This window comes from Rhizorhapis sp. SPR117 (assembly GCF_021742065.1).
Genome location: NZ_JAKKIE010000004.1, coordinates 1 through 22,667 on the forward strand (window position 1 = coordinate 1; position 22,667 = coordinate 22,667).

General features: G+C 59.0%; 25 protein-coding genes. 19 read left to right on the forward strand and 6 right to left on the reverse strand.

Features of this window, described 5'->3' with window-relative positions; translation table 11 throughout:
• Positions 1-60: 60 nt before the first annotated feature.
• The 3 genes from L3X40_RS02540 to L3X40_RS02550 form a co-directional block, all read right to left on the reverse strand.
• On the reverse strand, positions 61-387 hold the full coding sequence (locus tag L3X40_RS02540; RefSeq protein ID WP_237364207.1) for a hypothetical protein: 327 nt from the start codon (positions 385-387) through the stop codon (positions 61-63).
• Positions 388-672: 285 nt separating this feature from the next.
• Positions 673-2,997 (reverse strand): ATP-dependent Clp protease ATP-binding subunit ClpA, encoded by a 2,325-nt coding sequence (gene clpA / locus L3X40_RS02545; RefSeq protein ID WP_237364208.1) that lies wholly within the window; start codon positions 2,995-2,997, stop codon positions 673-675.
• Positions 2,998-3,158: 161 nt separating this feature from the next.
• Positions 3,159-3,356: a DUF1192 domain-containing protein gene (locus tag L3X40_RS02550; RefSeq protein WP_237364338.1), complete on the reverse strand. Its 198-nt coding sequence runs from the start codon at positions 3,354-3,356 to the stop codon at positions 3,159-3,161.
• Between the two features lie 91 nt (positions 3,357-3,447).
• Between L3X40_RS02550 and L3X40_RS02555 the strand changes: the two genes are divergently transcribed.
• The 10 genes from L3X40_RS02555 (at position 3,448) to L3X40_RS02600 (ending at position 12,539) form a co-directional block, all read left to right on the forward strand.
• A complete protein-coding gene (locus tag L3X40_RS02555; RefSeq protein WP_237364209.1) occupies positions 3,448-4,455 on the forward strand; it encodes an NAD(P)H-quinone oxidoreductase in 1,008 nt (335 codons plus the stop codon).
• Positions 4,456-4,513: 58 nt separating this feature from the next.
• Positions 4,514-4,807: a GIY-YIG nuclease family protein gene (locus L3X40_RS02560; RefSeq protein WP_237364211.1), complete on the forward strand. Its 294-nt coding sequence runs from the start codon at positions 4,514-4,516 to the stop codon at positions 4,805-4,807.
• A gap of 146 nt (positions 4,808-4,953) precedes the next feature.
• On the forward strand, positions 4,954-5,829 hold the full coding sequence (locus tag L3X40_RS02565; RefSeq protein WP_237364213.1) for a UDP-2,3-diacylglucosamine diphosphatase: 876 nt from the start codon (positions 4,954-4,956) through the stop codon (positions 5,827-5,829).
• A complete protein-coding gene (locus tag L3X40_RS02570; protein ID WP_237364215.1) occupies positions 5,826-6,854 on the forward strand; it encodes a glycosyltransferase family 4 protein in 1,029 nt (342 codons plus the stop codon). The genes L3X40_RS02565 and L3X40_RS02570 overlap by 4 nt, the downstream gene beginning before the upstream one ends.
• A gap of 150 nt (positions 6,855-7,004) precedes the next feature.
• The gene (locus tag L3X40_RS02575; RefSeq protein WP_237364339.1) at positions 7,005-7,682 is read left to right on the forward strand and encodes a cell cycle transcriptional regulator TrcR; all 678 of its coding nucleotides are present in this window, start codon (positions 7,005-7,007) and stop codon (positions 7,680-7,682) included.
• 59 nt (positions 7,683-7,741) lie between these two features.
• Complete coding sequence (locus tag L3X40_RS02580) at positions 7,742-9,421, forward strand: long-chain-fatty-acid--CoA ligase (RefSeq protein WP_237364217.1); 1,680 nt, start codon at positions 7,742-7,744, stop codon at positions 9,419-9,421.
• A gap of 66 nt (positions 9,422-9,487) precedes the next feature.
• Positions 9,488-10,021: a peptide-methionine (S)-S-oxide reductase MsrA gene (msrA, locus tag L3X40_RS02585; protein WP_237364218.1), complete on the forward strand. Its 534-nt coding sequence runs from the start codon at positions 9,488-9,490 to the stop codon at positions 10,019-10,021.
• A gap of 54 nt (positions 10,022-10,075) precedes the next feature.
• Positions 10,076-10,330, forward strand: coding sequence for a hypothetical protein (locus L3X40_RS02590; protein WP_237364220.1), 255 nt, complete (start codon positions 10,076-10,078; stop codon positions 10,328-10,330).
• 81 nt (positions 10,331-10,411) lie between these two features.
• Positions 10,412-11,758 carry a TldD/PmbA family protein gene (locus tag L3X40_RS02595; protein ID WP_237364223.1) on the forward strand — a complete coding sequence of 449 codons (1,347 nt, stop codon included), beginning with the start codon at positions 10,412-10,414 and terminating at the stop codon, positions 11,756-11,758.
• The gene (locus tag L3X40_RS02600; RefSeq protein WP_272907909.1) at positions 11,751-12,539 is read left to right on the forward strand and encodes a 3'(2'),5'-bisphosphate nucleotidase CysQ; all 789 of its coding nucleotides are present in this window, start codon (positions 11,751-11,753) and stop codon (positions 12,537-12,539) included. The genes L3X40_RS02595 and L3X40_RS02600 overlap by 8 nt, the downstream gene beginning before the upstream one ends.
• A gap of 5 nt (positions 12,540-12,544) precedes the next feature.
• On the opposite strand, the gene L3X40_RS02605 is transcribed toward L3X40_RS02600, so the two are convergent.
• The 3 genes from L3X40_RS02605 to crtY are packed head-to-tail and all read right to left on the reverse strand — an operon-like array spanning position 12,545 to position 16,149.
• Positions 12,545-13,459: a phytoene/squalene synthase family protein gene (locus L3X40_RS02605; RefSeq protein WP_272907913.1), complete on the reverse strand. Its 915-nt coding sequence runs from the start codon at positions 13,457-13,459 to the stop codon at positions 12,545-12,547.
• A 48-nt stretch (positions 13,460-13,507) separates the two neighbouring features.
• Positions 13,508-14,989 (reverse strand): phytoene desaturase, encoded by a 1,482-nt coding sequence (locus tag L3X40_RS02610; protein ID WP_237364225.1) that lies wholly within the window; start codon positions 14,987-14,989, stop codon positions 13,508-13,510.
• A complete protein-coding gene (gene crtY / locus L3X40_RS02615) occupies positions 14,986-16,149 on the reverse strand; it encodes a lycopene beta-cyclase CrtY (RefSeq protein ID WP_237364227.1) in 1,164 nt (387 codons plus the stop codon). Before crtY ends, L3X40_RS02610 begins: the two co-directional genes overlap by 4 nt.
• Positions 16,150-16,272: 123 nt before the next feature.
• On the opposite strand from crtY, the gene L3X40_RS02620 reads away from it, so the two are divergent.
• The 9 genes from L3X40_RS02620 to L3X40_RS02660 all read left to right on the forward strand — a co-directional run bounded on the left by L3X40_RS02620 (position 16,273) and on the right by L3X40_RS02660 (position 22,610).
• Positions 16,273-16,998 carry a sterol desaturase family protein gene (locus L3X40_RS02620; RefSeq protein ID WP_237364342.1) on the forward strand — a complete coding sequence of 242 codons (726 nt, stop codon included), beginning with the start codon at positions 16,273-16,275 and terminating at the stop codon, positions 16,996-16,998.
• Between the two features lie 32 nt (positions 16,999-17,030).
• Positions 17,031-17,435 (forward strand): DUF2141 domain-containing protein, encoded by a 405-nt coding sequence (locus L3X40_RS02625; RefSeq protein WP_237364229.1) that lies wholly within the window; start codon positions 17,031-17,033, stop codon positions 17,433-17,435.
• Between the two features lie 35 nt (positions 17,436-17,470).
• The gene (locus L3X40_RS02630) at positions 17,471-18,331 is read left to right on the forward strand and encodes a MipA/OmpV family protein (protein ID WP_237364230.1); all 861 of its coding nucleotides are present in this window, start codon (positions 17,471-17,473) and stop codon (positions 18,329-18,331) included.
• A 78-nt stretch (positions 18,332-18,409) separates the two neighbouring features.
• A complete protein-coding gene (crcB, locus tag L3X40_RS02635; protein WP_237364231.1) occupies positions 18,410-18,787 on the forward strand; it encodes a fluoride efflux transporter CrcB in 378 nt (125 codons plus the stop codon).
• A complete protein-coding gene (locus L3X40_RS02640; RefSeq protein ID WP_237364232.1) occupies positions 18,784-20,142 on the forward strand; it encodes an RluA family pseudouridine synthase in 1,359 nt (452 codons plus the stop codon). Before crcB ends, L3X40_RS02640 begins: the two co-directional genes overlap by 4 nt.
• Positions 20,139-20,801 (forward strand): HAD-IA family hydrolase, encoded by a 663-nt coding sequence (locus L3X40_RS02645; RefSeq protein ID WP_237364233.1) that lies wholly within the window; start codon positions 20,139-20,141, stop codon positions 20,799-20,801. The genes L3X40_RS02640 and L3X40_RS02645 overlap by 4 nt, the downstream gene beginning before the upstream one ends.
• A complete protein-coding gene (locus tag L3X40_RS02650; RefSeq protein WP_237364234.1) occupies positions 20,794-21,039 on the forward strand; it encodes a hypothetical protein in 246 nt (81 codons plus the stop codon). Before L3X40_RS02645 ends, L3X40_RS02650 begins: the two co-directional genes overlap by 8 nt.
• Complete coding sequence (locus L3X40_RS02655) at positions 21,036-21,731, forward strand: ATP12 family chaperone protein (RefSeq protein ID WP_237364235.1); 696 nt, start codon at positions 21,036-21,038, stop codon at positions 21,729-21,731. Before L3X40_RS02650 ends, L3X40_RS02655 begins: the two co-directional genes overlap by 4 nt.
• A gap of 90 nt (positions 21,732-21,821) precedes the next feature.
• The gene (locus L3X40_RS02660; RefSeq protein ID WP_237364236.1) at positions 21,822-22,610 is read left to right on the forward strand and encodes a hypothetical protein; all 789 of its coding nucleotides are present in this window, start codon (positions 21,822-21,824) and stop codon (positions 22,608-22,610) included.
• Positions 22,611-22,667 lie beyond the last annotated feature (57 nt).

Here is a 22,667-nt window from a genome sequence, read left to right on the forward strand (position 1 = left end):
GATCTGAGGCTTTTTGTTCAATCCAACTGGTACAGTTTTACACCGGAATCTTGCACAATTTTACCCCGACGTTGACAAATGGCAATGAGCGTATTGGTTTCGAATTTTCAGACAATGACGCATCGATCCAATTGCTTCGCCATAGTCATCGCCGAGCCCAACCTCTTTGTAGCGACGACGCATAAGATTATCAGCAATATCAATTCGCGCCGTTTCGCCCCTAATGCCAAACAAGGATTTGAAAGCAACATCGCGATCATCGCCAAGTGCAAACTGTAGTAGAAAGGCGATATCGAACTCCAGTTCGCCGTATCCACTCAGAATTCGTCCTAGAATTGCTGTTTCTTCTGGAAAATGACGCAAGTCAGTTGTGATTATTTTGGTCATGCTCCACCCTAGCTTCACAGCAACCACAAATCAGCCTTAATCTGGAGCGGCGGTAGAGGAAGACTGCGGCGCAAAAAACTGGTGGTCCGCTCCCCCCACTTCTCGGACATTGCCCTACCTCGCCGGTGATGGAAAGCGGACCGTCGGCTTTTAGGGGAATGCAAATCGTCGTCGAACGACCGCAAATGTTGCGCGAAGCTGACTGCTAATTTCCGTTCCACGAATGGCTGGCCTCCAGAAGGCAGCCATAGAAAAAGGGCGGTCCTTTCGAACCGCCCCTTCTTATTACTTCGCCTTGGCAGCGGCCGCTTTCTTTGTGCCGCCCTTTTTCGGGCGCTTGGGCGCGGCGGGCGTTATTTCGAAGACAAGGCCATTGTCCTTTAGCCGGACATGGACTTCGCCGCCGTGGACGAGTTTGCCGAACAGCAGTTCCTCTGCCAGCGGCTGCTTGATCTTCTCCTGAATGAGACGGCCCATCGGGCGCGCGCCATAGAGCTTGTCATAGCCGCGTTCGGTGAGCCATGCCTTCGCATCATCGTCCAGCGTGATATGCACGTCGCGGTCGGCCAACTGCAATTCCAGTTGCAGGATGAACTTTTCGACCACACGGGCCACCACTTCTGGCGGCAGGTAGCTGAAGGGCACGATGGCATCCAGACGGTTGCGGAATTCCGGCGTGAACAGCTTCTTGACCGCTTCCTCGCTGGCATCTTCCTTGCTGATGACATCGCCAAAGCCGATGCCTTCGCGCGCCATGTCGGATGCGCCCGCATTGGTCGTCATGATCAGGATGACATTGCGGAAATCCACCGTCTTGCCGTGATGATCGGTCAGCTTGCCATTATCCATCACCTGCAACAGGATGTTGAACAGGTCCGGGTGCGCCTTTTCGATTTCGTCGAGCAGCAGGACGCAATGCGGTTGCTGATCCACGGCATCGGTCAGCAGGCCGCCCTGGTCATAGCCGACATAGCCGGGAGGCGCGCCGATCAGACGGGATACGCTGTGGCGTTCCATATATTCCGACATGTCGAACCGCTGCAGCGGGATGCCGAGCAGGGTTGCAAGCTGACGGGCAACCTCTGTTTTGCCGACGCCTGTGGGGCCGGAGAACAGGTAGTTGCCAATCGGCTTGTCGGGATCGCGCAGGCCCGCACGGCTCAGCTTGATTGCGGAGCTGAGCAGCTCGATGGCCTGATTCTGCCCGAAGACGACGCGCTTCAGATCGGTGCTGAGCGTTTCCAGCGTTGCCTTGTCATCGCTCGACACCGATTTGGGCGGGATACGCGCCATGGTGGCGATGACCGCCTCGATCTCTTTCGAGGTGATGGTCTTGCGCCGCTTGGCAGGCGGCACCAGCATCTGCATCGCGCCGACCTCATCGATCACGTCGATGGCCTTGTCGGGCAGCTTGCGGTCATTGATGTAGCGGGCCGACAATTCGACCGCCGACTTGATCGCGTCGGGCGTGTATTTGACCTTGTGATGGCTTTCGAACGCACTGCGAAGCCCGGCGAGAATCTTGACCGTATCCTCGATGGTGGGTTCGTTGACGTCGATTTTCTGGAACCGGCGCAGCAGGGCGCGGTCCTTTTCGAAATGGTTGCGGAATTCCTTGTAGGTGGTCGAACCGATGCAACGGATCGTCCCGCCCGACAAAGCCGGTTTCAGCAGGTTCGAAGCATCCATCGCGCCGCCGCTCGTCGCGCCAGCACCGATTACCGTATGGATTTCGTCAATGAACAGGATGGCGTGGGGCAGCTTTTCCAGTTCGTTGACGACAGCTTTCAACCGTTCCTCAAAATCGCCGCGATAGCGCGTGCCGGCCAGCAGCGCGCCCATGTCGAGCGAATAGATGACGGCGGGCAGCAGCACTTCGGGCACATCGCCCTCAATGATCTTGCGTGCCAGACCCTCGGCGATGGCGGTTTTGCCAACGCCCGGATCGCCGACATAGAGCGGGTTGTTCTTTGACCGGCGGCACAGGATCTGGACGGTCCGATCCACCTCGGGACCGCGACCGATCAGCGGATCGACCTTTCCAACCTTGGCCTTTTCATTCAGGTTGACGGTGAACTGATCGAGCGCGCTTTCCTTCTTGCTCTTGGTTTCGGGCTTTTGCGCCTTTTCCTCTTCGGCGCCCTTCACTTCGTGCGTTTCGGGCGTAGAGAGGCCCTTGCCGACGCCGTGGCTGATATAGCTGACGGCATCCAGGCGGCTCATATCCTGCTGTTGCAGGAAATAGACGGCATAGCTTTCGCGTTCGGAAAAGAGTGCGACCAGCACGTTGGCGCCTGTCACTTCATCCTTGCCCGATGACTGGACATGCAGGATGGCCCGCTGGACCACGCGCTGAAAACCGCTGGTGGGCGAAGGATCGGTTGTCCCTTCGACTTTCAGTGAATCCAGCTCACTGTCCAGATAGACCGTTACAGCATCCTGAAGCTCGCCCAGCTCCACGCCGCATGCCTGCATCACCTTTGACGCATGTTCATCGTCGATCAGCGCGAGGAGCAGATGCTCCAGCGTCGCATATTCGTGACGACGTTCAGATGCGTGAGTGAGCGCATTGTGAAGCGTGGTTTCCAGCGCAGCAGCGAAAGACGGCATTTGACTTTACTCCTGTCGGGCCAAAGCGGCCCTGCCTGCCCCCGATATGAGGGCCTTGGACCTTATGTCGGGATTGTCGGCCCTGCTATCAAGAACGGCAGGACAGTCACCGGGTTGCGCTCTGGGTTTTGCCTCATGGGCGAAATCCGGCCCGCATAAGCTCATTTCCTGAATAACGCGTCGGCGCTTGCCTTATGGTTAACAGCATATTCTATTTTTTTCCGCGTTCGGGAAATCTCCGCTTCCAGTGCGGAAACCCTGTTCCGAAGTTCGTCAACGGAGAATGGATCAAGGTCCTGTCGCTGCAGGGCGGCAACAGGATCATCAGCCTTTCTGGGCAGGTTTTCGTCCATGTCCATACCCAAGAATGTTGACCGTCCATCGGCATCTGTCAATAAGGTCGCGTCGATTTGTGGGATCGGCGCCGTGGGATCTGGGAGAAATAACTTCATGCCGCAAAGATATTCCATTCCTGAACGCATGACGGCGGTCGGTTTCGATGCTCCCGGCCGGGCGGAAGTCTTGAAACCCGTTGATCGCACGGTGCCGCAACCGATGGAAAATGAAGTGCTGATCAAGGTCGCGGCTGCGGGTGTGAACCGGCCCGATATATTGCAAAGACGTGGCTTTTACGCGCCGCCGCCAGGGATTTCGGATATTCCGGGGCTGGAAGTGTCGGGTGAGGTCGTCGCGGTGGGTGCTGGTGTCGACGGTGCCATGATCGGGCAAAAGGTCTGCGCCCTGCTGGCGGGCGGCGGCTATGCCGAATATGCGGTTGCGCCGGTCGGACAATGCCTCGCCGTGCCCGCAGGATATGACATGGCAGAGGCTGCGGCGCTGCCCGAAACGCTGTTTACGGTATGGAGCAACCTGTTCGAGCGCGCTTATGTGGTCGAAGGCGATACGGTGCTGGTCCATGGCGGCACCAGCGGCATCGGCACCATGGCGATTTCGCTTTGCAGATTGTTTGGCATCAAGATCATCGTCACCTGCGGCAGCGACGACAAATGCGCGGCGGCGCTGAACCTTGGTGCGACCCATGCGATCAATTATGCGGCGAGTGATTTTGTCGAGGCCGTGCGCGATATTACGGATGGCAAGGGCGTGCAGGCGGTACTGGACATGGTCGGCGGCGATTATGTGCCGCGCAATCTGGCCTGCATGGCGGAGGATGGCCGCCATGTTTCCATTGCAACGCAGCGTGGCGTGAAGGCGGAAATATCGGTTCTCGATGTTATGCAAAGGCGGCTGACCCTGACGGGGTCGACATTGCGCCCCCGTCCGATTGTCTTCAAAACCTTGGTTGCAGAAGAATTGTCGCGGGTGGTGTGGCCATTTGTAACCGAAGGAAAATTGCGCCCGGTAATGGATCGCGCCTTTCCATTGGCAGAGGCCGCCGCCGCCCATGCCCGGATGGAGGCGGGAGAGCATGTGGGGAAGATCGTGTTGGTGACGTGATTCATTCCGTCGTCCCTGCCTTCGCAGGGACGACGGCATTAAAATGGTGATGAACTGAATGGATAAAGGCGGTTGGGTCTATATTCTTGCAAGCCGTTACCGGGGGACGCTTTATATCGGCGTTACGGCAAATCTGGCGCAGCGCATTTGGCAGCATCGCAATGGCATGGGTTCCGATCATGTGCGGAAATATGATGTGTTCAGGCTCGTCTATACCGAACCTCACACAATCATTCAGGAAGCCATCCAACGCGAAAAGCAGTTGAAGCGCTGGAAGCGGGATTGGAAGATCAGACTGGTTGAGGAACAGAATCCGGATTGGGTTGACCTGTTCGATCTCTTGAATGCGTGATCGGCCTTGGCGAAAAAGGCAGCGGGGTCCCTGCCTTCGCAGGGACGACGGGGATAATGATTCGTAAAACCGTCATGTTTCAAGTCAAATTGTAACATTGCGACGTTAAATGTCTGGTCCCGAGGCAAGAAGCTTTGGGGATTTTCATGGACGCGATTACGCGATTGTCATTTGTTGCTGACGCCGATGATTTCAGCAATAGCGCACCTCATCTCCCCGAGCCGGTGGGAAATGGACGCCGTTCATACCGGACGATCTGGATTTCCGACATCCATCTGGGCACACGGGGCTGCAATGCCGAAATGCTCATCGACTTTCTTGATAACGTCGATAGCCAGACCCTGTATCTGGTCGGGGACATCATTGATGGTTGGCGGTTGAAAAAGCGGTTTTACTGGCCTGCCACGCATAATGATATCGTCTGGCGGATATTGAAGCGTGCAAAACGCGGTACGCGGATCGTGTATATTCCGGGCAACCATGATGAGATGTTCCGCCAGTTCACCGGCCTCAACTTTGGCGGTGTCGAGATTCGGCGCAAGGCGCTGCATGAAACCGCCGATGGCCGCAAACTGCTGGTATTGCACGGCGATGAATTCGATACGGTGATGCTGGCGCACCGCTGGCTCGCGTTTATCGGCGATGCTGCCTATGAAACGCTGATGCGGCTCAATGTGCTGGTGAACGCTGTGCGTAGCCGCTTTGGACTGTCCTATTGGTCACTGTCCAAAATGGCCAAGCACAAGGTCAAGAACGCAGTCGAGTTCATTTCCAAGTTCGAGGAAGTGGTAGCGCATGAAGCCGGAATGCGCGGCGTCGACGGCGTGGTGTGCGGCCATATCCACACCGCCGAAATCCGCGATATTGCAGGCATCGAATATTATAACGACGGCGACTGGGTGGAAGGCTGTACGGCATTGGTTGAACATGATGACGGGCAGATGGAGGTGCTGCACTGGGCCGATGAGATTGCCGCTCGTAATGCTGACCCCGCCGAACCGCACACGCAGCTGGCCGCATGAGGATCGCGCTGGTCACGGACGCCTGGCTGCCGCAGGTGAACGGGGTTGTGCGGACGTTGCAGTCGGTACGCCGCGAACTGGAAGCGATGGGGCACAGGATCGAATTGATCTCGCCCGATCAATATGGGTCGTTGCCTTGCCCCACTTATCCCGAAATCCGGCTGGCGGTGGCGCGGGCGGCAACGGTGGGGCGGCGGATCGAGACGTTCCTGCCTGATGCGGTCCATCTGGCGACCGAAGGACCGCTATGCCTGTCCGCCCGGCGATGGTGTCTGCGTAACCATATTCCGTTCACGACCGCCTATCATACGCAATTCCCCGAATATGTGGCGAAACGGACTAGACTGCCTGCCAACTGGTTCTGGCGGTATATTCGCTGGTTTCACGGTCCGGCGCAGGCGGTGCTGGTTTCGACGCGGACGGTACGCGAAAATCTGCGCTCTCATGGTATAGCACAGGTGCGCCACTGGGGCCGGGGGGTTGACCTTTCCTGCTTCAATGCCGGTGCGCCCGCTCCAGATGGCTTTGCAGCCATGGCGCGACCGATTCAGCTATATGTCGGTCGGGTCGCCATTGAAAAGAATCTGGAGGCATTCCTCGCCAGTTCGCATCCCGGAACAAAAGTCGTTGTCGGCGATGGCCCAGCTCGGGCGGCATTGGAAAAGGCCTATCCGCAGGCGAAATTCCTGGGGTCAATGGCGGGACGCGCGCTGGCCGGTGCCTTTGCTCATGCCGATGTGTTCGTCTTTCCCAGCCGGACCGATACTTTCGGGCTGGTGATGATCGAAGCGCTGGCCTGTGGTACGCCGGTTGCTGCTTACCCCGTTACGGGGCCCGTCGATATATTGACGCCGCAAACTGGTGCGATGCGGGATGATCTGGATGATGCGATTGCCGCGGCATTGCGGCTCGATCGGACAGAGTGTGCCGCCTATGGGCGTCAGTTCACATGGGTTGCGAGTGCACGCCAGTTTGTCGATGGTCTTGCGCCGTTCGATCCCGAGCTGGTCGTCGACGCGGCTTAATAATGGTTCCGGGCGCGACAAAAGCAGTGTAGGATATGTTTGAACTTGCCGGGGTTGGCCATTTGCCCTAAATGGCTGTTACGCGATGGCCGTCCTGCAAGGGGCGGCCCTTATTATTTGTACTGGAGAGTAAACGTGGCCCAGCCGCTTATGCCCCATGCGACCGCCAGTTGGCTTGTCGATAATACCGCTCTGTCATTTGAGCAGATTGCCGAATTTTGCGGCCTTCACATATTGGAGGTGCAAGCCATTGCTGACGATACGGCCGCGACCAAATATACAGGTCGCGATCCGGTGCGCGCGCATGAATTGAGCATGGATGAAATCGAAAAGGGCCAGAAGGACCCCGATTACCGGCTGACGATGCTGAAAGGCCCGGATCAGGTTCGCCGTACCAAAGGGCCGCGCTATACGCCGGTTTCCAAGCGTCAGGACAAGCCCGATGGCATCGCCTGGATCCTGCGCAACCATCCGGAAGTGTCCGATGGCGCGATCAGCGGCCTGATCGGGACGACGCGCACGACGATCACCGCCATTCGGGATCGTTCGCATTGGAACATCGCCAACATCACGCCCAAAGACCCGGTGACTCTGGGTTTGTGTTCGCAGCGTGAATTGGACGCACTGGTGGCCAAGGCGGCGAAGAAGGCGGGGCTTGAAGCGCCCACCGATGTGCGGTTCGACGGTGATCGTGAAGCATTGATCGAGGAACTGCGCAAGGAACGCGACGATGCTGCTCGCCAGATAGAGGCCGCGCACCATGTTGAGGCGCAAGCTATCGAGCAGGTTGCGGAGTGGATCGATCCATTTAGAAAAAAGAACGATTGAGAGCTGGTTCCGCACCATAAATATTGCGTCCGGCCCGTCGTTCTCATAGCGTGATGGCAATGGCGAACGACGCAATAATCTGGAGAGAGAAGTACAACCATCCGGTGGCTTGGGATCAGCATTTCCCGCCGCTTTCCCTGCCCGAAATGTTCTACGCCAGCGCGGCCCGAAATCCTGATGCGATTGCGCTCGATTTTATGGGACGAAAATACAGCTATTCCGAATGCCGCGACGGCATGGAGCGGGTTGCCCATGGTTTGCAGGCGATGGGCGTCAAAAAGGGTGACCGGATCGGGCTGTTCCTGCCCAATGTGCCTCATTATATTGCGGCTTATTATGGCGCGATGGCCATTGGCGCGGTCGTGGTCAATTTCTCACCGCTCTATACGGCTGCGGAACTGGAGCATCAGGTGGAGGATTCGGGGACGAAAATCCTCTTCACCCTGTCTGCCAAGGCATTGTTGCCGACCGCGCTGGAGGTGTTGAACAACAGCAGTCTGGAACGGCTGGTGGTAGGTTCAGTGGCCGGCGTTCTGCCGACAACCAAATCGATCCTGTTCCGGCTTTTCAAGCGCAGCGAGACTGTCGCGCGCCCACATGATCCCCGCATCACAGCTTTTTCGGCGTTGATTGACAATGACGGCAGTCATGTGCCAGCCCCTATCGATCCGGAAAAGGATATTGCCCTGCTGCAATATACCGGCGGCACGACAGGGCGGCCCAAGGGGGCGATGCTGTCGCACCAGAATCTGACCGCCAATGCGCGTCAAGTGAACATGCTGGACCCCGGCAATGTCGAGGAAGACCGGATTATCGGCGTGCTGCCCTTTTTCCATGTTTTTGCAAATACGGTGGTGCTGAACCGGACGATATACAGCGGTGGAGAGATCGTCATGCTGCCGCGTTTCGACGCGGTGCAAACATTGGCGGCGGTGGAACGGACGCGGCCGACCGCCCTGCCGGGCGTGCCGACCATGTATCAGGCTTTGCTGGACAGTGCACGGCTGGGCGAAACCGATTTCTCCTCCATGCGCATGTGCATATCGGGCGGTGCGCCGCTGCCTGTCGAAGTGAAGCAAAAGTTTGAGGCCGCCACGGGCGCAACGGTGGTGGAGGGCTATGGCCTGACCGAAAGCAGTGGCGTCGTTACGGTCAATCCTTACAAGGGGTTGAACAAGACGGGCACTATCGGTCAACCCTTGCCCGGCACCATCGTCAAGCTGGTCGACAAGGAAGATCCGACACGTCCGCCGCCGGAGGGCGAACCGGGTGAGGTTGTATTTTCAGGGCCGCAAGTCATGCAGGGCTATTGGCAGCGTCCGGAAGCACATGCCGAGGTATTTGTTGGCGAATATATGCGGACTGGCGACGTTGGCCTGATCGACGAGGACGGCTATATCCGCATCGTCGATCGATTGAAGGACATGATTTCGGTCGGCGGGTTCAAGGTGTTTCCAAGCCAGGTCGAGGAAGTTCTGTACCACCATCCTGATGTTCGGGAAGCGCTGGTGATTGGTATTCCCGACCCCTATCGCGGCGAAAGCCCGAAGGCCTTCGTCACTTTGACGGAAGGGTCCGGTACGGACGGGGACGCACTCAAATCCTGGCTTAACCCCCAATTGGGCAAGCATGAACGGGTGGTTGCGGTGGAGGTCAGGGCGGCCCTGCCAAAGACGATGGTCGGTAAATTAAGCCGCAAGGAACTGGTGGCCGAGGAGAAGGCGAAGGCCGCGATATAGGAATGGGTCTGGAATAGCGCCGGCATTCATCTTACCTTGAACCCTTACCGTGGATGAAGGTGCAACATGGCTCAGGAAATCGCGACGTTGGCAGGCGGGTGCTTCTGGTGCACGGAGGCCGTGTTCAACGGCCTCAAAGGCGTGTCTTCCGTCGAAAGCGGCTATACAGGCGGACACGGGGCCAATCCCACTTATGAAGAGGTGTGCAGCGGCACGACCGGCCATGCCGAGGCGATACGCATTGCATTCGATCCTGACGCGATCAGTTATGGCGACCTGCTCGACGTATTTTTTGCAACGCACGATCCGACAACGCTCAATCGGCAGGGGAATGATGTCGGCACCCAATATCGTTCCGCCATCTTCCCCCACACACCCGCGCAGGCAGAAGAAGCGCGTGCCGCGATGGATCGGGCGGGCGCGGATTGGCCGGACCCGATCGTCACGACGATTGAACCGCTGTCGGACTGGTATCCGGCGGAGGATTATCACCAGACCTATTGGGAACGTGTGGGGGCACGTAATCCTTATTGTATGGCTGTTATTCCACCCAAATTACAGAAACTGAGACGAAAATTCGGTGAGCGGTTGAAAGTCTGATAGTCAGCCAGGTACGGCCTGAGGTTGATTGGCGCATGGTCTGGAGGATGCTATATGCGGTATTTGTTGTTGCTGTTGCCCATTTTGGCCAGCGGATGCATTGCCAGGACCGCGGCGAATGTCGTGACCATGCCGGTCAAGGCGGTTGGGCAGGGGGCTGACTGGGCCACGACCAGTCAGGATGAGGCCGATCGGAATTATGGTCGCCAGATGCGCAAGCAGGAAGCGCGTGAGGGTAAGGACGCGAAGCGGGCCGCCGCGCAACGCCGCAAGGACTGCGAAGATGCGGGCTATTCGAGTTGCAATTGACCTGCGGTTGAATGTTTGACCGGCGCGATAGGGCGCAACGGAGCCTTTGACCTTTAGCTGATTCCTCACTAGGGGCCATGCATGCTCAGCCTTGACGATGCCCAGAAGCGGGCGGAACAGCTTGTCGAAACGGCCCGCCGGATCGGTTCCGATGCCGCCGACGCGATTTATATATGTGACGCATCCACGCAGGTGCAAATGCGCCTGGGTCTGCTGGAGGATGTGGAGCGGTCGGAGGGCGAGGAAATCGGTCTTCGCGTCTTTGCGGGCAAAAGATCGGCGACGGTTTCTTCTTCCGATATGTCGGATGAGGCGCTGAACCGACTGGCTGAACGCGCGTTGGCCATGGCGCGGGAAGCGCCTGAGGACCAATATGCAGGGCTTGCGCCCGAAGAGTTGCTGCTCCGCAAGAAAGCACCCAATCTGGAACTCGCGGCCAAGGATGAACCCGATCCGCAGGCATTGAAGGAACGCGCACTCGTCGCGGAAGAGGCCGCGCGCGGCGTCATGGGCGTGACGAACAGCGAAGGGGCGGGCGCCAGCGCGGGACGCAGTCATATCGCCCTTGCCACCAGCCATGGATTCGCCGGAAGCTATGCCGCGACCTCGCATGGTTGCTATGCCAGCGTACTGGCGGGCGAAGGGTCTGGCATGCAACGCGATTATGCGAGCCACAGCGTCCGGCACCTGTCGGACCTTGAAGGGGCCGAAAGCATCGGACTGCGCGCGGGCCAGCGTGCGGTGGCGCGGCTCAATCCGGTCAAGATCGAAAGCGGGCAGATGCCGGTCATTTTCGATCCACGCATTGGGTCCAGCCTGATCGGGCATCTGATCGGCGGCATTGTGGGTTCCGCCATCACGCGCAAATCGAGTTTCCTGCTGGAATCGCTGGGCAAGTCGATTTTTCCTGAAGATATTACGATCATCGACGATCCGCATCGGTTGCGCGGCTTGCGCTCGCGCCCCTTTGACGGAGAAGGCCTGCCGACGCGCCGCAACGCATTGATTGAAGAGGGCGTTTTGACCGGCTGGTTGCTCGACAGCGCTTCGGCCCGCCAACTGGGATTGCAACCGACCGGCCATGCGGCGCGAGGGACTGGCGGTTCGCCGGGGGCAAGCGCGACCAACGTCCACATGGAACCGGGCAGCATGGCGCCGGGCGATCTGATGGCCGATGTGAAGCGCGGCATTTATGTAACCGAACTGATCGGCATGGGCGTCAATATGGTGACGGGCGATTACAGCCGGGGGGCATCGGGTTTCCTGATTGAAAACGGCGCAACGGGACCTGCGGTGGCCGAAATCACTATCGCGGGCAATCTGAAGGACATGTTTGCATCGCTTAGCGCTGCCAACGATCTGGAATTCCGTCACGGAATCAATGTTCCAACGCTGCGGGTGGACGGAATGACGGTCGCGAGTGGCTGAATCCTTGCTTGAACAGGTTGAGGCTGCGGTTCAGGAAGCCGCGGATATGGCGATGGCGCTCTGGCATGAGGGCGAATCCCGGGTGAAGACTTGGGAAAAGTCCCCCGGCCAGCCTGTGTGCGAGGTGGACATAGAGGCCGACCGGCTGTTGCGCGAACGATTGGGCGCGATTGATCCGGGTGCGGCATGGTTGTCGGAAGAGGCCGCGGACGATCTGGTGCGCCTGGGCCATGAGCGTATATGGGTCGTCGATCCGATCGACGGCACGCGCGATTATTTGCGTGGGCGACGCGGCTGGGCAGTTTCCGTGGCGCTGGTCGAACATGGCGAGCCCGTGTTGGGGTTGTTGGCTGCGCCGGCGCGGGACGAAATGTGGATCGCGCAGAAGGGCAAGGGCGTGTGGCGCAATGGCGTGCCACTGGCTGCGAGCCAACGTGCGATCTTTGCCGGTGCGCGTGTTCCCGCCGATCAACTTCCCAAAGCCGATCGGGACCTGACCCCGGTGCACAAGCCCAACAGCATTGCGCTGCGTATGGCGATGGTTGCTGCCGATGAGGCGGATCTGGTCGCCACGATCCGCTGGGGCAATGAATGGGACATAGCGGCTGCGATGCTGATTGCGGGGGAGGCAGGCGCGGCCGTCACTGATGCGCTGGGTCAGCCATTGCGTTTCAATCGCGAAAATCCAACCGCTTTTGGCGTATTGTGTTGCGCGCAGGGTATTCATGCGGCCGCCGTCGAACGATTGAGCGGACGGGTTAAGGATATACTTGGAAGCTGACGGCCCTAGCGGGGGCGCGTCCATAGTCCCTGACGAATTGCATCACCCTGTCCAAATCGCGCCCGCCGCCGGGACTGGATACCGGCTTTGATGATCCATCCGATTTTTGCCAATTTGCCCGTATGCACGCGCTGGTCCCAGGCATGCCCACCTTTTGCCGCTACTTTCCGGGCGATGTCGCCATAGATCCCCGCCGCCGCCAATACTGCCCAGGCTGATCGAAATGGGAGCGCAGGCGTGCCGTGACGGGCGCTGGCTTCGTAACGTGCGGCCATGACGGAGAGGCGCTTGCCAAGCACCGCAAGCCGTGCCCGATAGGCGGGTTGCAGCATGTTGTCGGTCGGGATGGTCATTTCCATGAGCCAGTCGGCGGGCAGATAACAGCGGCCAGCCGCATGGTCCTCCCCGACATCGCGGGCGATATTGGCAAGTTGAAAGGCAAGGCCCAGATCGCAGGCCCGGTCGAGAGTAGCATCGTCGGCGGGATCGACGCCCATGACCAGCGCCATCATGCATCCGACTGCACCGGCGACATGATAACAATAGCGCAGCAGATCGTCTTCGCTCTGCGGCTGCCAACCCTGTGCATCCAGTGCAAAGCCTTCGATCAGGTCGTGGATGAGGGATGCGGGAATATGACATTCGGCGGCAACGAGGGCCAGCCCGTCAAAAGCGGGATCGCCTGTTGTTTGTCCAGCCAAGGCTATGGCCGTCAGGGCGCGGATATGGGCGAGGCGGGCCTGCGGATCATCAACGCTCGCCATCGCGCCGCCATGATCCTGTCCATCGGCCAGATCGTCGCATTTGCGGCACCATGCATAGAGCAGCCATGCCCGCTCACGCGTTTGGCGGGCGAACAGGGTGGAGGCCATGGCGAAGCTTTTGGAGCCTTTGGCAATGCTGTCGCGGGCATGGGCGATCAGCGCCGCGCGACCTTTCTTCACAAATCCTCACGTTTCATGGTCGTGTCACAGCCGCAGATCTTCGATCATCAATCCAGCGGTGGCTTTTGCGCTGGCCACGACGCCGGGAATGCCCGCGCCCGGATGCGTGCCCGCGCCGACGAAATAGAGATTCTGGATCATATCGTCGCGGTTATGCGTGCGGAACCACGCGCTTTGGGTCAGCGTCGGTTCCAGCGAAAAAGCGCTGCCCATATGCGCATTCAGGTCGTGCGCGAAATCGGTCGGAGCATAATGGAAACTGGTGACGATGCGTGATCGAATGTCAGGAATCAGCCGCCGTTCGATTTCGTCGAGTATCCGTTCCTTGTAAACGGGGCCGACTTCGTCCCAGTCGATCGGCAGTTTGCCCAGATGCGGGACGGGAGCGAGTGCGTAGAAGGTGGAATGCCCCTCCGGCGCCATGCCGGGATCGGTGACGGTCGGATGGTGCAGGTATAGCGAGAAATCCCGGGCCAGCACTCCATGTTCGTATATGTCCTGCAACAGTCCTTTGTAACGCGGTCCGAACAGGATCATGTGGTGGGGGATGCCGGGCCATGTTCCCTTGATGCCGAAATGCACGACGAAGAGGCTGGGCGACCAGCGCTTTTGCGCCAATGCATCACCCTGGCGCTGGCCACGGATGTTGGAGGCGAGAAGGTCGCGATAGCTGTGCATGATGTCGGCATTGCTGGCGACGGCATCGAATTTCTCGATCCAGCCGCTGCGCGTCCGCACGCCGGTGGCGCGATTGCCCAGTGTTTCGATCTCCTCGACCGGATCGCCCAGACGCAGCGTGCCGCCCAGTCGTTCGAACTGCGCGACCATGCCGGAAACCAGCTTGTTGGTGCCGCCACGCGCAAACCAGACGCCACCGTCGCGTTCCAGCTTGTGGATCAGGGCGTAAATGCTGCTGGCCGTCATCGGATTGCCGCCGACGAGCAAGGTGTGAAAGCTAAGCGCCTCACGCAGTTTTTCGCTTTTTACGAAGCTGGACACCATGCTGTAGACGGATCGCCATGCCTGGTAACGGGCGAGTGCAGGCGCAGCGCGGATCATGGTGGAAAAATCAAGGAAGGGCGTGGCGCCCAGCTTTACATAGCCTTCTTCATAAACGCCCGACGCATATTCCAGAAAACGTTCATAACCCGTAATATCGGCGGGGTTGAGCTTGGCGATTTCCTTGCGCAAGGCGGCTTCGTCATTGCTGTAGTCGAATTGCGACCCGTCAGGCCAGTTGAGGCGGTAAAAGGGGCTGACAGGTTCAAGCGCGACATCCTCTGCCATATCATGGCCGGTCAGCCGCCACAGATCGGCAAGGCACGCCGGATCAGTGATGACCGTGGGGCCAGCGTCAAAGGTGAAGCCATCCTTTTCCCATACATAGGCTCGCCCGCCGGGACGATCGCGCGCTTCCACTACGGTGGTCGCGATGCCCGCCGATTGCAGGCGGATCGCCAGCGCCAACCCGCCAATGCCAGCCCCTATGATCGCGGCTGTCTTCACGCTGCCTGTTCCCCCAGCGCTGCGATAGCGCGGCCCAGCGGAACTGGCGGTTTACCGGTCAATATACGGAGCCTGTCCGCCATGGTGGATCGACCGGCATAGAAGCGTCCGATCAGTTTGGGATCAAGCCGATAGAATCGTTCCAGCACCTTGTAACGTTCCTCCGGTTTGGCAGCGCGCAGCATCATGCGGTCAAGCACATGGTAAAACTGCCCCTGATGCCAGCGCTTTCGCGCAAAGCCATAGCAGGCGTCGTGCAGGCTGACCGCTGAAAAATCCGTGAGTGTCGTGAGAAAGGCGGCCAGCCGGACCGCATCGGGCAGGGAATAGCCGGTAGTCGGGTGGAACAGGGCGGCACGCGTGCCCGCCTTTGGCATCTCCTTGCCGCCGCGATTCCAGTATGCGGTGAAATCGCCGCCCATCAAAATGGGCAATACGCCGCGTTCGCTGCGTTCGATCCGATCCACCTGCCATCCTTGCGCTTTTGCATAATCGGCAATGCGCGCGGCGAGCACTGGCTCGTCGAGGTCGGACTGGTTGCTGAAATATGTATCTTCGACAAACATCTGCGCGGGACCAAAAGGAAGGCAATAGACGAAGCGATAACCATCAAATTGTTGCACGGTTGCGTCCATGATGACAGGGCGTGTGCGCCAATGGGGTTCTTTCAGGGATAAAAGCTGACCCACGAATTTCTGATAGCCGACATCGAGCGGGGCCATGTCGCCCGCACCGCGTGCGTCGATGACCCCCTTTGCCTCTATGCGTAAACCATTGTCGAGCACGGCGGTCACGGGATTGGCGGCCAGCACCTTGCGGCCCGTGACAAGCGCAGTTGGCGGCAGCGCAGCGCGGATGACCTGATCGAAACGCTCGCTTTCTATGGAATAATAAATCGCGTCCAGTTGTCGGCTGTGGCCCGGGAAGGCGACGTCATATCCCTTCCACCCATGGGTGACGAGCGGTGCGATCAGCCAGCGATTCTGCGGGTCTATATCATCGGCGAAATAGGACCAGATATGATTGCCGCCAAGATTTTCACCTTCTTCGACCAGCAGGATCTTCAGCTCTGGCCGCGTTTTTGCAAGCGCCAGCGCGATCAATCCCCCCGCCAGGCCGCCACCCAATATGACGAGATCGCAGGAAACGCTTTTGGTCATGCGCACATGGCTTAACGGGTCAGTGCGATGGCGGAAAGAGGGCTTGGGAATTATGTTGTGGGCTTTTTTCAAAGCCATGCCGGATGACGGCTCGGCGAAACCAGTCTATGGGAGGGCATGTCCATTCTGACCGCGATGCTGCTTTCGGCTCTTGCAATGACGATGATCGTCGCAATCCGCTATGTACTGGCGAGCGGCGGCTTTGCTTTGGCTACGCGATTGCGGCATCGGGGACTTTACGTCGGACTGGGTGCCCAGATCAGACGGGAAATCGGCTGGTCGCTCGCCAGCGCGGTAATTTATGGCGTGCCTGCGGGAATTGTTGCCTGGGGCTGGCAGACCCATGGATGGACGCGCATCTATTGGGAGGTTGGTGACTGGCCGTTCTGGTATTGGCCGCTGTCGGTCCTCCTCTATCTATTCGCGCATGACACATGGTTTTACTGGACCCATCGCGCCATGCACGGACGGCATCTGTTCCGTATCGCCCATGCCGTCCATCATGCCAGCCGCCCGCCAACCGCCTGGGCCGCGATGAGCTTTCACCCCTGGGAGGCTATGACAGGCGCTGTGGTCATTCCGGCGCTGGTGTTCATCATCCCCATTCATGTCGGTGCGTTGGGAGCGGTGTTGGCGATCATGACGATCATGGGCGTCGCCAATCATATGGGATGGGAAATGTTTCCTCGCGCGTTGGTGCAGGGCCCTGCAGGAAAATATTTGATCACGGCCAGTCATCATCAGCGGCATCATCAGCAATATACTTGTAATTTTGGGCTTTATTTCCGTTTCTGGGACCATGTCTGTGGAACAGATCGCGGCCTTGGCCACTTTGAAGGGCGGGCGTAATGCGGAGAACGGGAATATGCTTGGCCGGAATAATGCTGCTGACCACCTTGCCCGGAGCCGTGCCGGTGCATGATCTGGAAGTGTCCATCGGCGGGCTTCGGTCGGACAAGGGCGTGTTGCAGCTTTGTCTGACGCGCGATTCCGCATTCTTTCCGGATTGCCGAAAGGATCCGGCCCGCCGCCACCTGACGGTTGCGGCCAGCCACCCTGATGGGATCGTTTTTCCGGCCTTGCCAGAGGACGTTTATGCCCTGTCGGTGTTGCACGATGAAAATGCCAATGATCGGCTTGATACCTTCTTGGGCATTCCAAAGGAGGGCATTGGATTTTCGCGTAATCCGCGACTGCATTTCGGCCCGCCCCGTTTCAGCGCCGTCGAACTTGACTCCGCTGATGGTGCGCGTTTGAGCCAGATCAAGATGAAATATTTCCTGTAGATAGTTCCGTCGCCCCACACCATGAAGGAATGCCCATGATTTCCCCTCGCATGCTTGCCTGGACTATCCCATCGTTGCTTTTGGCAATTCCGTCTGTTCATGCACAAGAATCGGCTGATCCAGCCGTCCCAGCCGTCGACCTGTATGGGGATACGCTGACTGTTGCAGTAGGTGGGGCCTACCTGCCCAGTTATGACGGGTCGGACGATTATGTCGCAACCCCGGGCGCTCTGGTGCGAGGACGGGTATCCAATATCGTCTTTTTCACGCGTGGCACGACGTTCTTCATCGATGCCCTTCCCGACAGGAATGACGACGGCTGGGATTTTGAAGTGGGTCCTGTCGCCAATCTGCGGCTCGACCGCAATAGTCAGATCAAGGATGTGCAGGTCAAAGCGCTGGGCAAGTTCGACAAGGCCTTTGAACTGGGCGGATGGATCGGGGTCGCCAAAACGGGTGTCATTACCAGTGCCTATGATAATTTATCGTTTCGGGTCAGTTATTTGCGTGACATGGGCAATGTGCATGACAGCTATATCATCACGCCCAGCATCGAATATGGCACTCCGCTCAGCACGACGGCTTACGTGGGGCTTTCCCTCTCGGCCGATTATGTGGGCAAAGGCTATGGAAGAACCTATTTCGGCGTAACGCCGGGTGGCGCGCTGGCCAGCGGATTGCCAGCCTATGCCGTTTCGGGCAGCGGGTTCAAGGCGGCACACCTGTCGGCTTTTGCAACCAAGAGCCTCACTGGTGATCTGACCCATGGCTTGAGCATCGGTGCGGGGCTGAGCTATGGGCGGATACTTGGCAAATATGCCGACAGCCCGATCGTCGCGCAGGCTGGCGATGCGGATCAGTGGCGCGGCGCATTGGGTCTTGCCTATACATTCTGACCGGTCAGACGTTCCGCTATGGCCGGGACCAGAAAAGCCCCATTTCCTTGGGCGCAAAAAGCCGGTAGGGGCTAACCCATGCAGAATACCCTTCTTGTCATGGCGGGCGGCGCGGTGGGCGCGGCCTGTCGCTACCAGCTTGGCCGGCTGATGACCCATATGATGGGTCCAGGCTATCCGTGGGGTACGCTGGCGGCCAATATGCTGGGCGGACTTCTCATGGGCCTGCTGGTCGGGATATTGGCGCGCTTCATTGATGGCGGCGAACAGATCCGGCTGTTGATCAGCGTCGGCGTGCTGGGCGGTTTCACGACCTTTTCGTCCTTCAGTCTGGAGGTCGTACTGATGTTGCAACGCGGGCAATTGGCCGCAGGGGTTACATATATAATGGCATCGGTAGCAGGTGCCGTCGGCATGCTCGCCGTTGGCCTGTGGGCGGTCAGGAGCATAGCATGAAGGTAACACGCGGGCCGGGACCCAAGGGCGGTAAAAAACCGGGAGGCAAGGGCACGGGCAAATCCGGACCACCAAAATTTGACGCCAAATCCGGTTCAAAGTCCTACGCGAAATCCGGGGCTAAATCCGGCTCCAAAAGTGCGCCGAAAAAGGCGGGGTGGGCGAGAAGTGCGCCCAAGGCCGCCGCTGCGCGCAAGACGACTGCCAAGCCGGCACCCAAGGTTTCTGTAAAGAAGATTGAAAAGACAGTCAGCACCATCAAGACCGGCGTGGTTCAGGATGTCCGGCAATTTCAGGTGCAGGCCGACGACGATGGTATCCGCCTTGATCGCTGGTTCAAACGGCATCTGCCCGACATCGCGTTTAACATCGTGTCGCGCTGGGCGCGGACCGGGCAACTTCGCATCGATGGCGCGCGCGCAACCCCCGGTGACCGGCTTCTGGAAGGACAGACCATCCGCGTGCCGCCCGAAGAAGCGAAGGCCGCCGCGCCGGTCAAGAAAATACGGGTGGTCGACCTAAGCGAAGATCAGATCGCCTATGCGCAGGACATGGTCATCCATCGCGATGCGCAGGTGATAGTGGTCAATAAGCCGCCCGGACTTGCCACGCAGGGCGGCACAAAGACATCCGAACATCTCGATGGCCTGCTCGATGCGCTGATTTTCGATGGGGAAAGCCGCCCCAAACTGGTGCACCGACTGGACAAGGATACATCGGGCGCGCTGGTTCTGGCGCGAACGACCCGCGCGGCTGCGGCCATGGCGAAGAGTTTTTCCAGCCGCACGGCCCGCAAGGTCTATTGGGCGCTGGTCATGGGCGTGCCGTCCATCAACGATGGCATGATTGAACTGGCCATTGCCAAGCAACCCGGCACCGGCGGCGAAAAGATGCACGTGGATGAGGCAGAGGGCCTGCCATCGCGCACCCGCTACCGTGTCATCGAACGCGCTGGAAATCGCGCCGCCTGGGTCGAACTGCAACCCTTTACCGGGCGCACGCACCAGCTTCGCGTGCATATGGCGGCGATCGGGCATCCGATTGTGGGTGACGGCAAATATGGCGGCAAGGAAGCGTTTCTGAGCGGCACCATCAGCCGCAAGATGCACCTGCACGCGCGCCGCATCCGTATCGATCATCCTGATGGCGGGAAAATCGACGTGACGGCGGAACTGCCCACCCATTTTGCCGAAAGCCTTGCCGATCTGGGCTTTGACATGATGTTGGGCGATCTGCCGCTGGATGATGGCAAGCCCGAACCCACGCGTGAGGATTTGAAGCAATTCGCCAAGCAGCACGCCAAGCAGGTGCGCAAGGAACGGCGGGGGGAACGGCGCACACGGGGGGCGAAGTGAGCAACCGTCTGGCGCTGTTCGATTGCGACGGGACGCTGGTGGACAGCCAGCACAACATCTGTACGGCCATGGACCGGGCATTCGAGGCGGTGAAGCTGGCGCCACCGGCACGGCATCAGACCGTGGCGGTTGTCGGGCTAAGCCTGCCCGAAGCGATGGCGGTGCTGCTGCCTGAAGCGGAAGCGGACTTCCACCTGCACATTGCCGAGCAATACAAGCTGGTCTTTCACGCGATGCGCGGACAGGGCATGGTGCATGAACCACTGTTTGCCGGGATTGCGGAACTGATCGAGCGGCTGGATTCGGCTGGCTGGATGCTGGGCGTGGCGACAGGCAAGTCGGATCGCGGCCTTAACCTGTGCCTTACCCATCATGGTTTGATCGAACGGTTCGTGACGTTGCAGACGGCCGACCGGCACCCGTCCAAACCGCATCCGTCGATGATCGAACAGGCCATGGCGGATGCGGGTGCGGTCCCCGAAACAACGGCGATGATCGGAGATACCAGTTTCGACATGGAAATGGCGGTCGCTGTCGATGCAAGGGCGTTGGGCGTCGGCTGGGGCTATCATCCGCCACAGGATCTGATCGCGGCGGGCGCGCAGAGCGTGGCGGTAGACGCAGATCAACTCTATCGCCATATAGGCGGCCATGACTGACGAACAAAAAGCACGGGAAGCCGCCGCCAGACAGCGCTTTTTCGCTATCGGCCTATTCCGTTTGAGCGGTGTTTTCATCCTGATGTTCGGATTTCTGATCATGTTGCAGAAATTCGACTTCGTATCGGGGGACAAGGCGAAAATCATGGGCGCGATCATTGCGACCGTGGGCATGTTCCAGACGATTATTGTACCGCGCCTTTTGGCCCGCGCCTGGCGGACACCACCTGGTCCATGAAGCGTTTTTACAAGGAAGCAAGCATTGTCGCCGACGAGGGCGGCCATGGAGTCAGACTGGATGGCCGGCCGATACGGACGCCGGGCCGTGCGCTGCTTGTGGTGCCAACGCTGGAACTGGCGGAACATATTGCGCGGGAATGGGCCGAGCAGGGCGAGGAGATCGATCCGGCGGCCATGCGCCTGACTGGTCTTGCCAATGCCGCGATTGATCTGGCCGCGCCCGACCCGGCATCATTTGCAACTGGCATTGCCGCTTATGGCGAAACTGATCTGCTGTGTTACCGCGCCAACGGACCGGACGCCCTGGTGGCGCGGCAGGCGGCGAGCTGGGACCCGCTGCTTGCATGGGCGGGCAGACGCTATGACATTACCTTCAACGTCGTTGCCGGGATCATGCATGTGCCGCAGCCGCAAGCGACGCTGGCACGCCTGCACGCGGCGGTATCGAGCCATTCGCCGTTCATTCTGGCCGGTTTGTCGCCTCTTGTTTCACTCACGGGATCACTCGTGGCATCTTTGGCTTTGATTGAAGGTGCTTTTGAGTCCTCAATGATATGGGACGCTTGCCAGCTTGACGAAACATGGCAGGCCGAAATGTGGGGTCAGGATGCGCTTGCGACGCAAATTCTCGGGCAAAAGCGCGCGGAATTTGACGATTGCGTCAACTTCTGTAGACTTGTCGGCAGGTAGCGGCCCCGTCGCGCCTGCTTTTTTGAGCTATTTTGTGAGTGGCCAGCGCCTTTCTGGCGACCGCGCCCATTAATGATGGAGAGACCAAAAGTGACGAGACCTGTTTTCGCTGCCGTGCTGTGCATTGGCGTTTCAGCTATGGCGGTGCCTGCTCTGGCCCAGACTGTCCCAGCGCCTGCCGAGCCCGTTCCGGCACCTGCCCAGTCTGCTCCGGCGCCTGCTGAGCCTGCCTCGGCACCGGCCGAAACGGCCACCGCCGCCGAAATGTCGCCAGAGCAAATCGCGGCCTTCAATCAGGCTGTCGCTGATTTCACCGCCGCGCAACAATTGCAGCAGGCCGGCAATAATGCGGGCGCGATTGCCAAATATGAAGGTGCGCTGCCTGCGATCCGCACGGCCGTGAAAATACAGCCAAATAATGCGGATTATACCAAGTTCCTCGCAAATGCGCTTTATGCGACGGCAGCGGCGCAAGCGAGCGTTCAGAATTTCGACGCCTTCATCAGCCTGTACAAGGAAGCGGTTCCCTTGTGGCGGGGTATTGTCGATGTCAATCCGACCGATGCCACCAGCCGTAATATATTGGCAGGCATGCTGGTCCAACTGGGCAACCAGGCGCTGAGCACGCAGGACAAGGCGGCAGCGGGCACCTATTATACAGAAGCGACGGCGCTTGCCCGCAAGTCCGTGGCGGCGGCGCCGGCCGATCCGGTCAACAAGAACCTGTTGCTGTCCGCACTTATCGGACTTAGCCAGACAAACACCGACAAGGCCGTGATGGATGAAGTCCTGGCGATGGGCAAGAAAATGCTGGCCGATGGGTCGATCGACGCCGTCAACAAGCCATCCATCGAGATCATGACCGGCGCAAAGGGCTGATCGCGGCTCCTAGCGCTATATATACAGGATATACAGGGCCGTTTGCTTTGGGCGAAC

What these genes read in the sequence shown, in the direction of transcription:
- L3X40_RS02595 (WP_237364223.1), top strand. Translation starts at nt 10,412, where the DNA reads ATGCTCAGCCTTGACGATGCCCAGAAGCGGGCGGAACAGCTTGTCGAA.
- L3X40_RS02560 (WP_237364211.1), top strand. Translation starts at nt 4,514, where the DNA reads ATGGATAAAGGCGGTTGGGTCTATATTCTTGCAAGCCGTTACCGGGGG.
- L3X40_RS02650 (WP_237364234.1), top strand. Translation starts at nt 20,794, where the DNA reads ATGACTGACGAACAAAAAGCACGGGAAGCCGCCGCCAGACAGCGCTTT.
- msrA (WP_237364218.1), top strand. Translation starts at nt 9,488, where the DNA reads ATGGCTCAGGAAATCGCGACGTTGGCAGGCGGGTGCTTCTGGTGCACG.
- L3X40_RS02550 (WP_237364338.1), bottom strand. Translation starts at nt 3,356, where the DNA reads ATGGACATGGACGAAAACCTGCCCAGAAAGGCTGATGATCCTGTTGCC.
- L3X40_RS02630 (WP_237364230.1), top strand. Translation starts at nt 17,471, where the DNA reads ATGATTTCCCCTCGCATGCTTGCCTGGACTATCCCATCGTTGCTTTTG.
- crtY (WP_237364227.1), bottom strand. Translation starts at nt 16,149, where the DNA reads ATGACCAAAAGCGTTTCCTGCGATCTCGTCATATTGGGTGGCGGCCTG.
- L3X40_RS02565 (WP_237364213.1), top strand. Translation starts at nt 4,954, where the DNA reads ATGGACGCGATTACGCGATTGTCATTTGTTGCTGACGCCGATGATTTC.
- L3X40_RS02540 (WP_237364207.1), bottom strand. Translation starts at nt 387, where the DNA reads ATGACCAAAATAATCACAACTGACTTGCGTCATTTTCCAGAAGAAACA.
- L3X40_RS02580 (WP_237364217.1), top strand. Translation starts at nt 7,742, where the DNA reads ATGGCGAACGACGCAATAATCTGGAGAGAGAAGTACAACCATCCGGTG.
- crcB (WP_237364231.1), top strand. Translation starts at nt 18,410, where the DNA reads ATGCAGAATACCCTTCTTGTCATGGCGGGCGGCGCGGTGGGCGCGGCC.
- L3X40_RS02640 (WP_237364232.1), top strand. Translation starts at nt 18,784, where the DNA reads ATGAAGGTAACACGCGGGCCGGGACCCAAGGGCGGTAAAAAACCGGGA.
- clpA (WP_237364208.1), bottom strand. Translation starts at nt 2,997, where the DNA reads ATGCCGTCTTTCGCTGCTGCGCTGGAAACCACGCTTCACAATGCGCTC.
- L3X40_RS02555 (WP_237364209.1), top strand. Translation starts at nt 3,448, where the DNA reads ATGCCGCAAAGATATTCCATTCCTGAACGCATGACGGCGGTCGGTTTC.
- L3X40_RS02625 (WP_237364229.1), top strand. Translation starts at nt 17,031, where the DNA reads ATGCTGCTGACCACCTTGCCCGGAGCCGTGCCGGTGCATGATCTGGAA.
- L3X40_RS02590 (WP_237364220.1), top strand. Translation starts at nt 10,076, where the DNA reads ATGCGGTATTTGTTGTTGCTGTTGCCCATTTTGGCCAGCGGATGCATT.
- L3X40_RS02570 (WP_237364215.1), top strand. Translation starts at nt 5,826, where the DNA reads ATGAGGATCGCGCTGGTCACGGACGCCTGGCTGCCGCAGGTGAACGGG.
- L3X40_RS02655 (WP_237364235.1), top strand. Translation starts at nt 21,036, where the DNA reads ATGAAGCGTTTTTACAAGGAAGCAAGCATTGTCGCCGACGAGGGCGGC.
- L3X40_RS02575 (WP_237364339.1), top strand. Translation starts at nt 7,005, where the DNA reads ATGCCCCATGCGACCGCCAGTTGGCTTGTCGATAATACCGCTCTGTCA.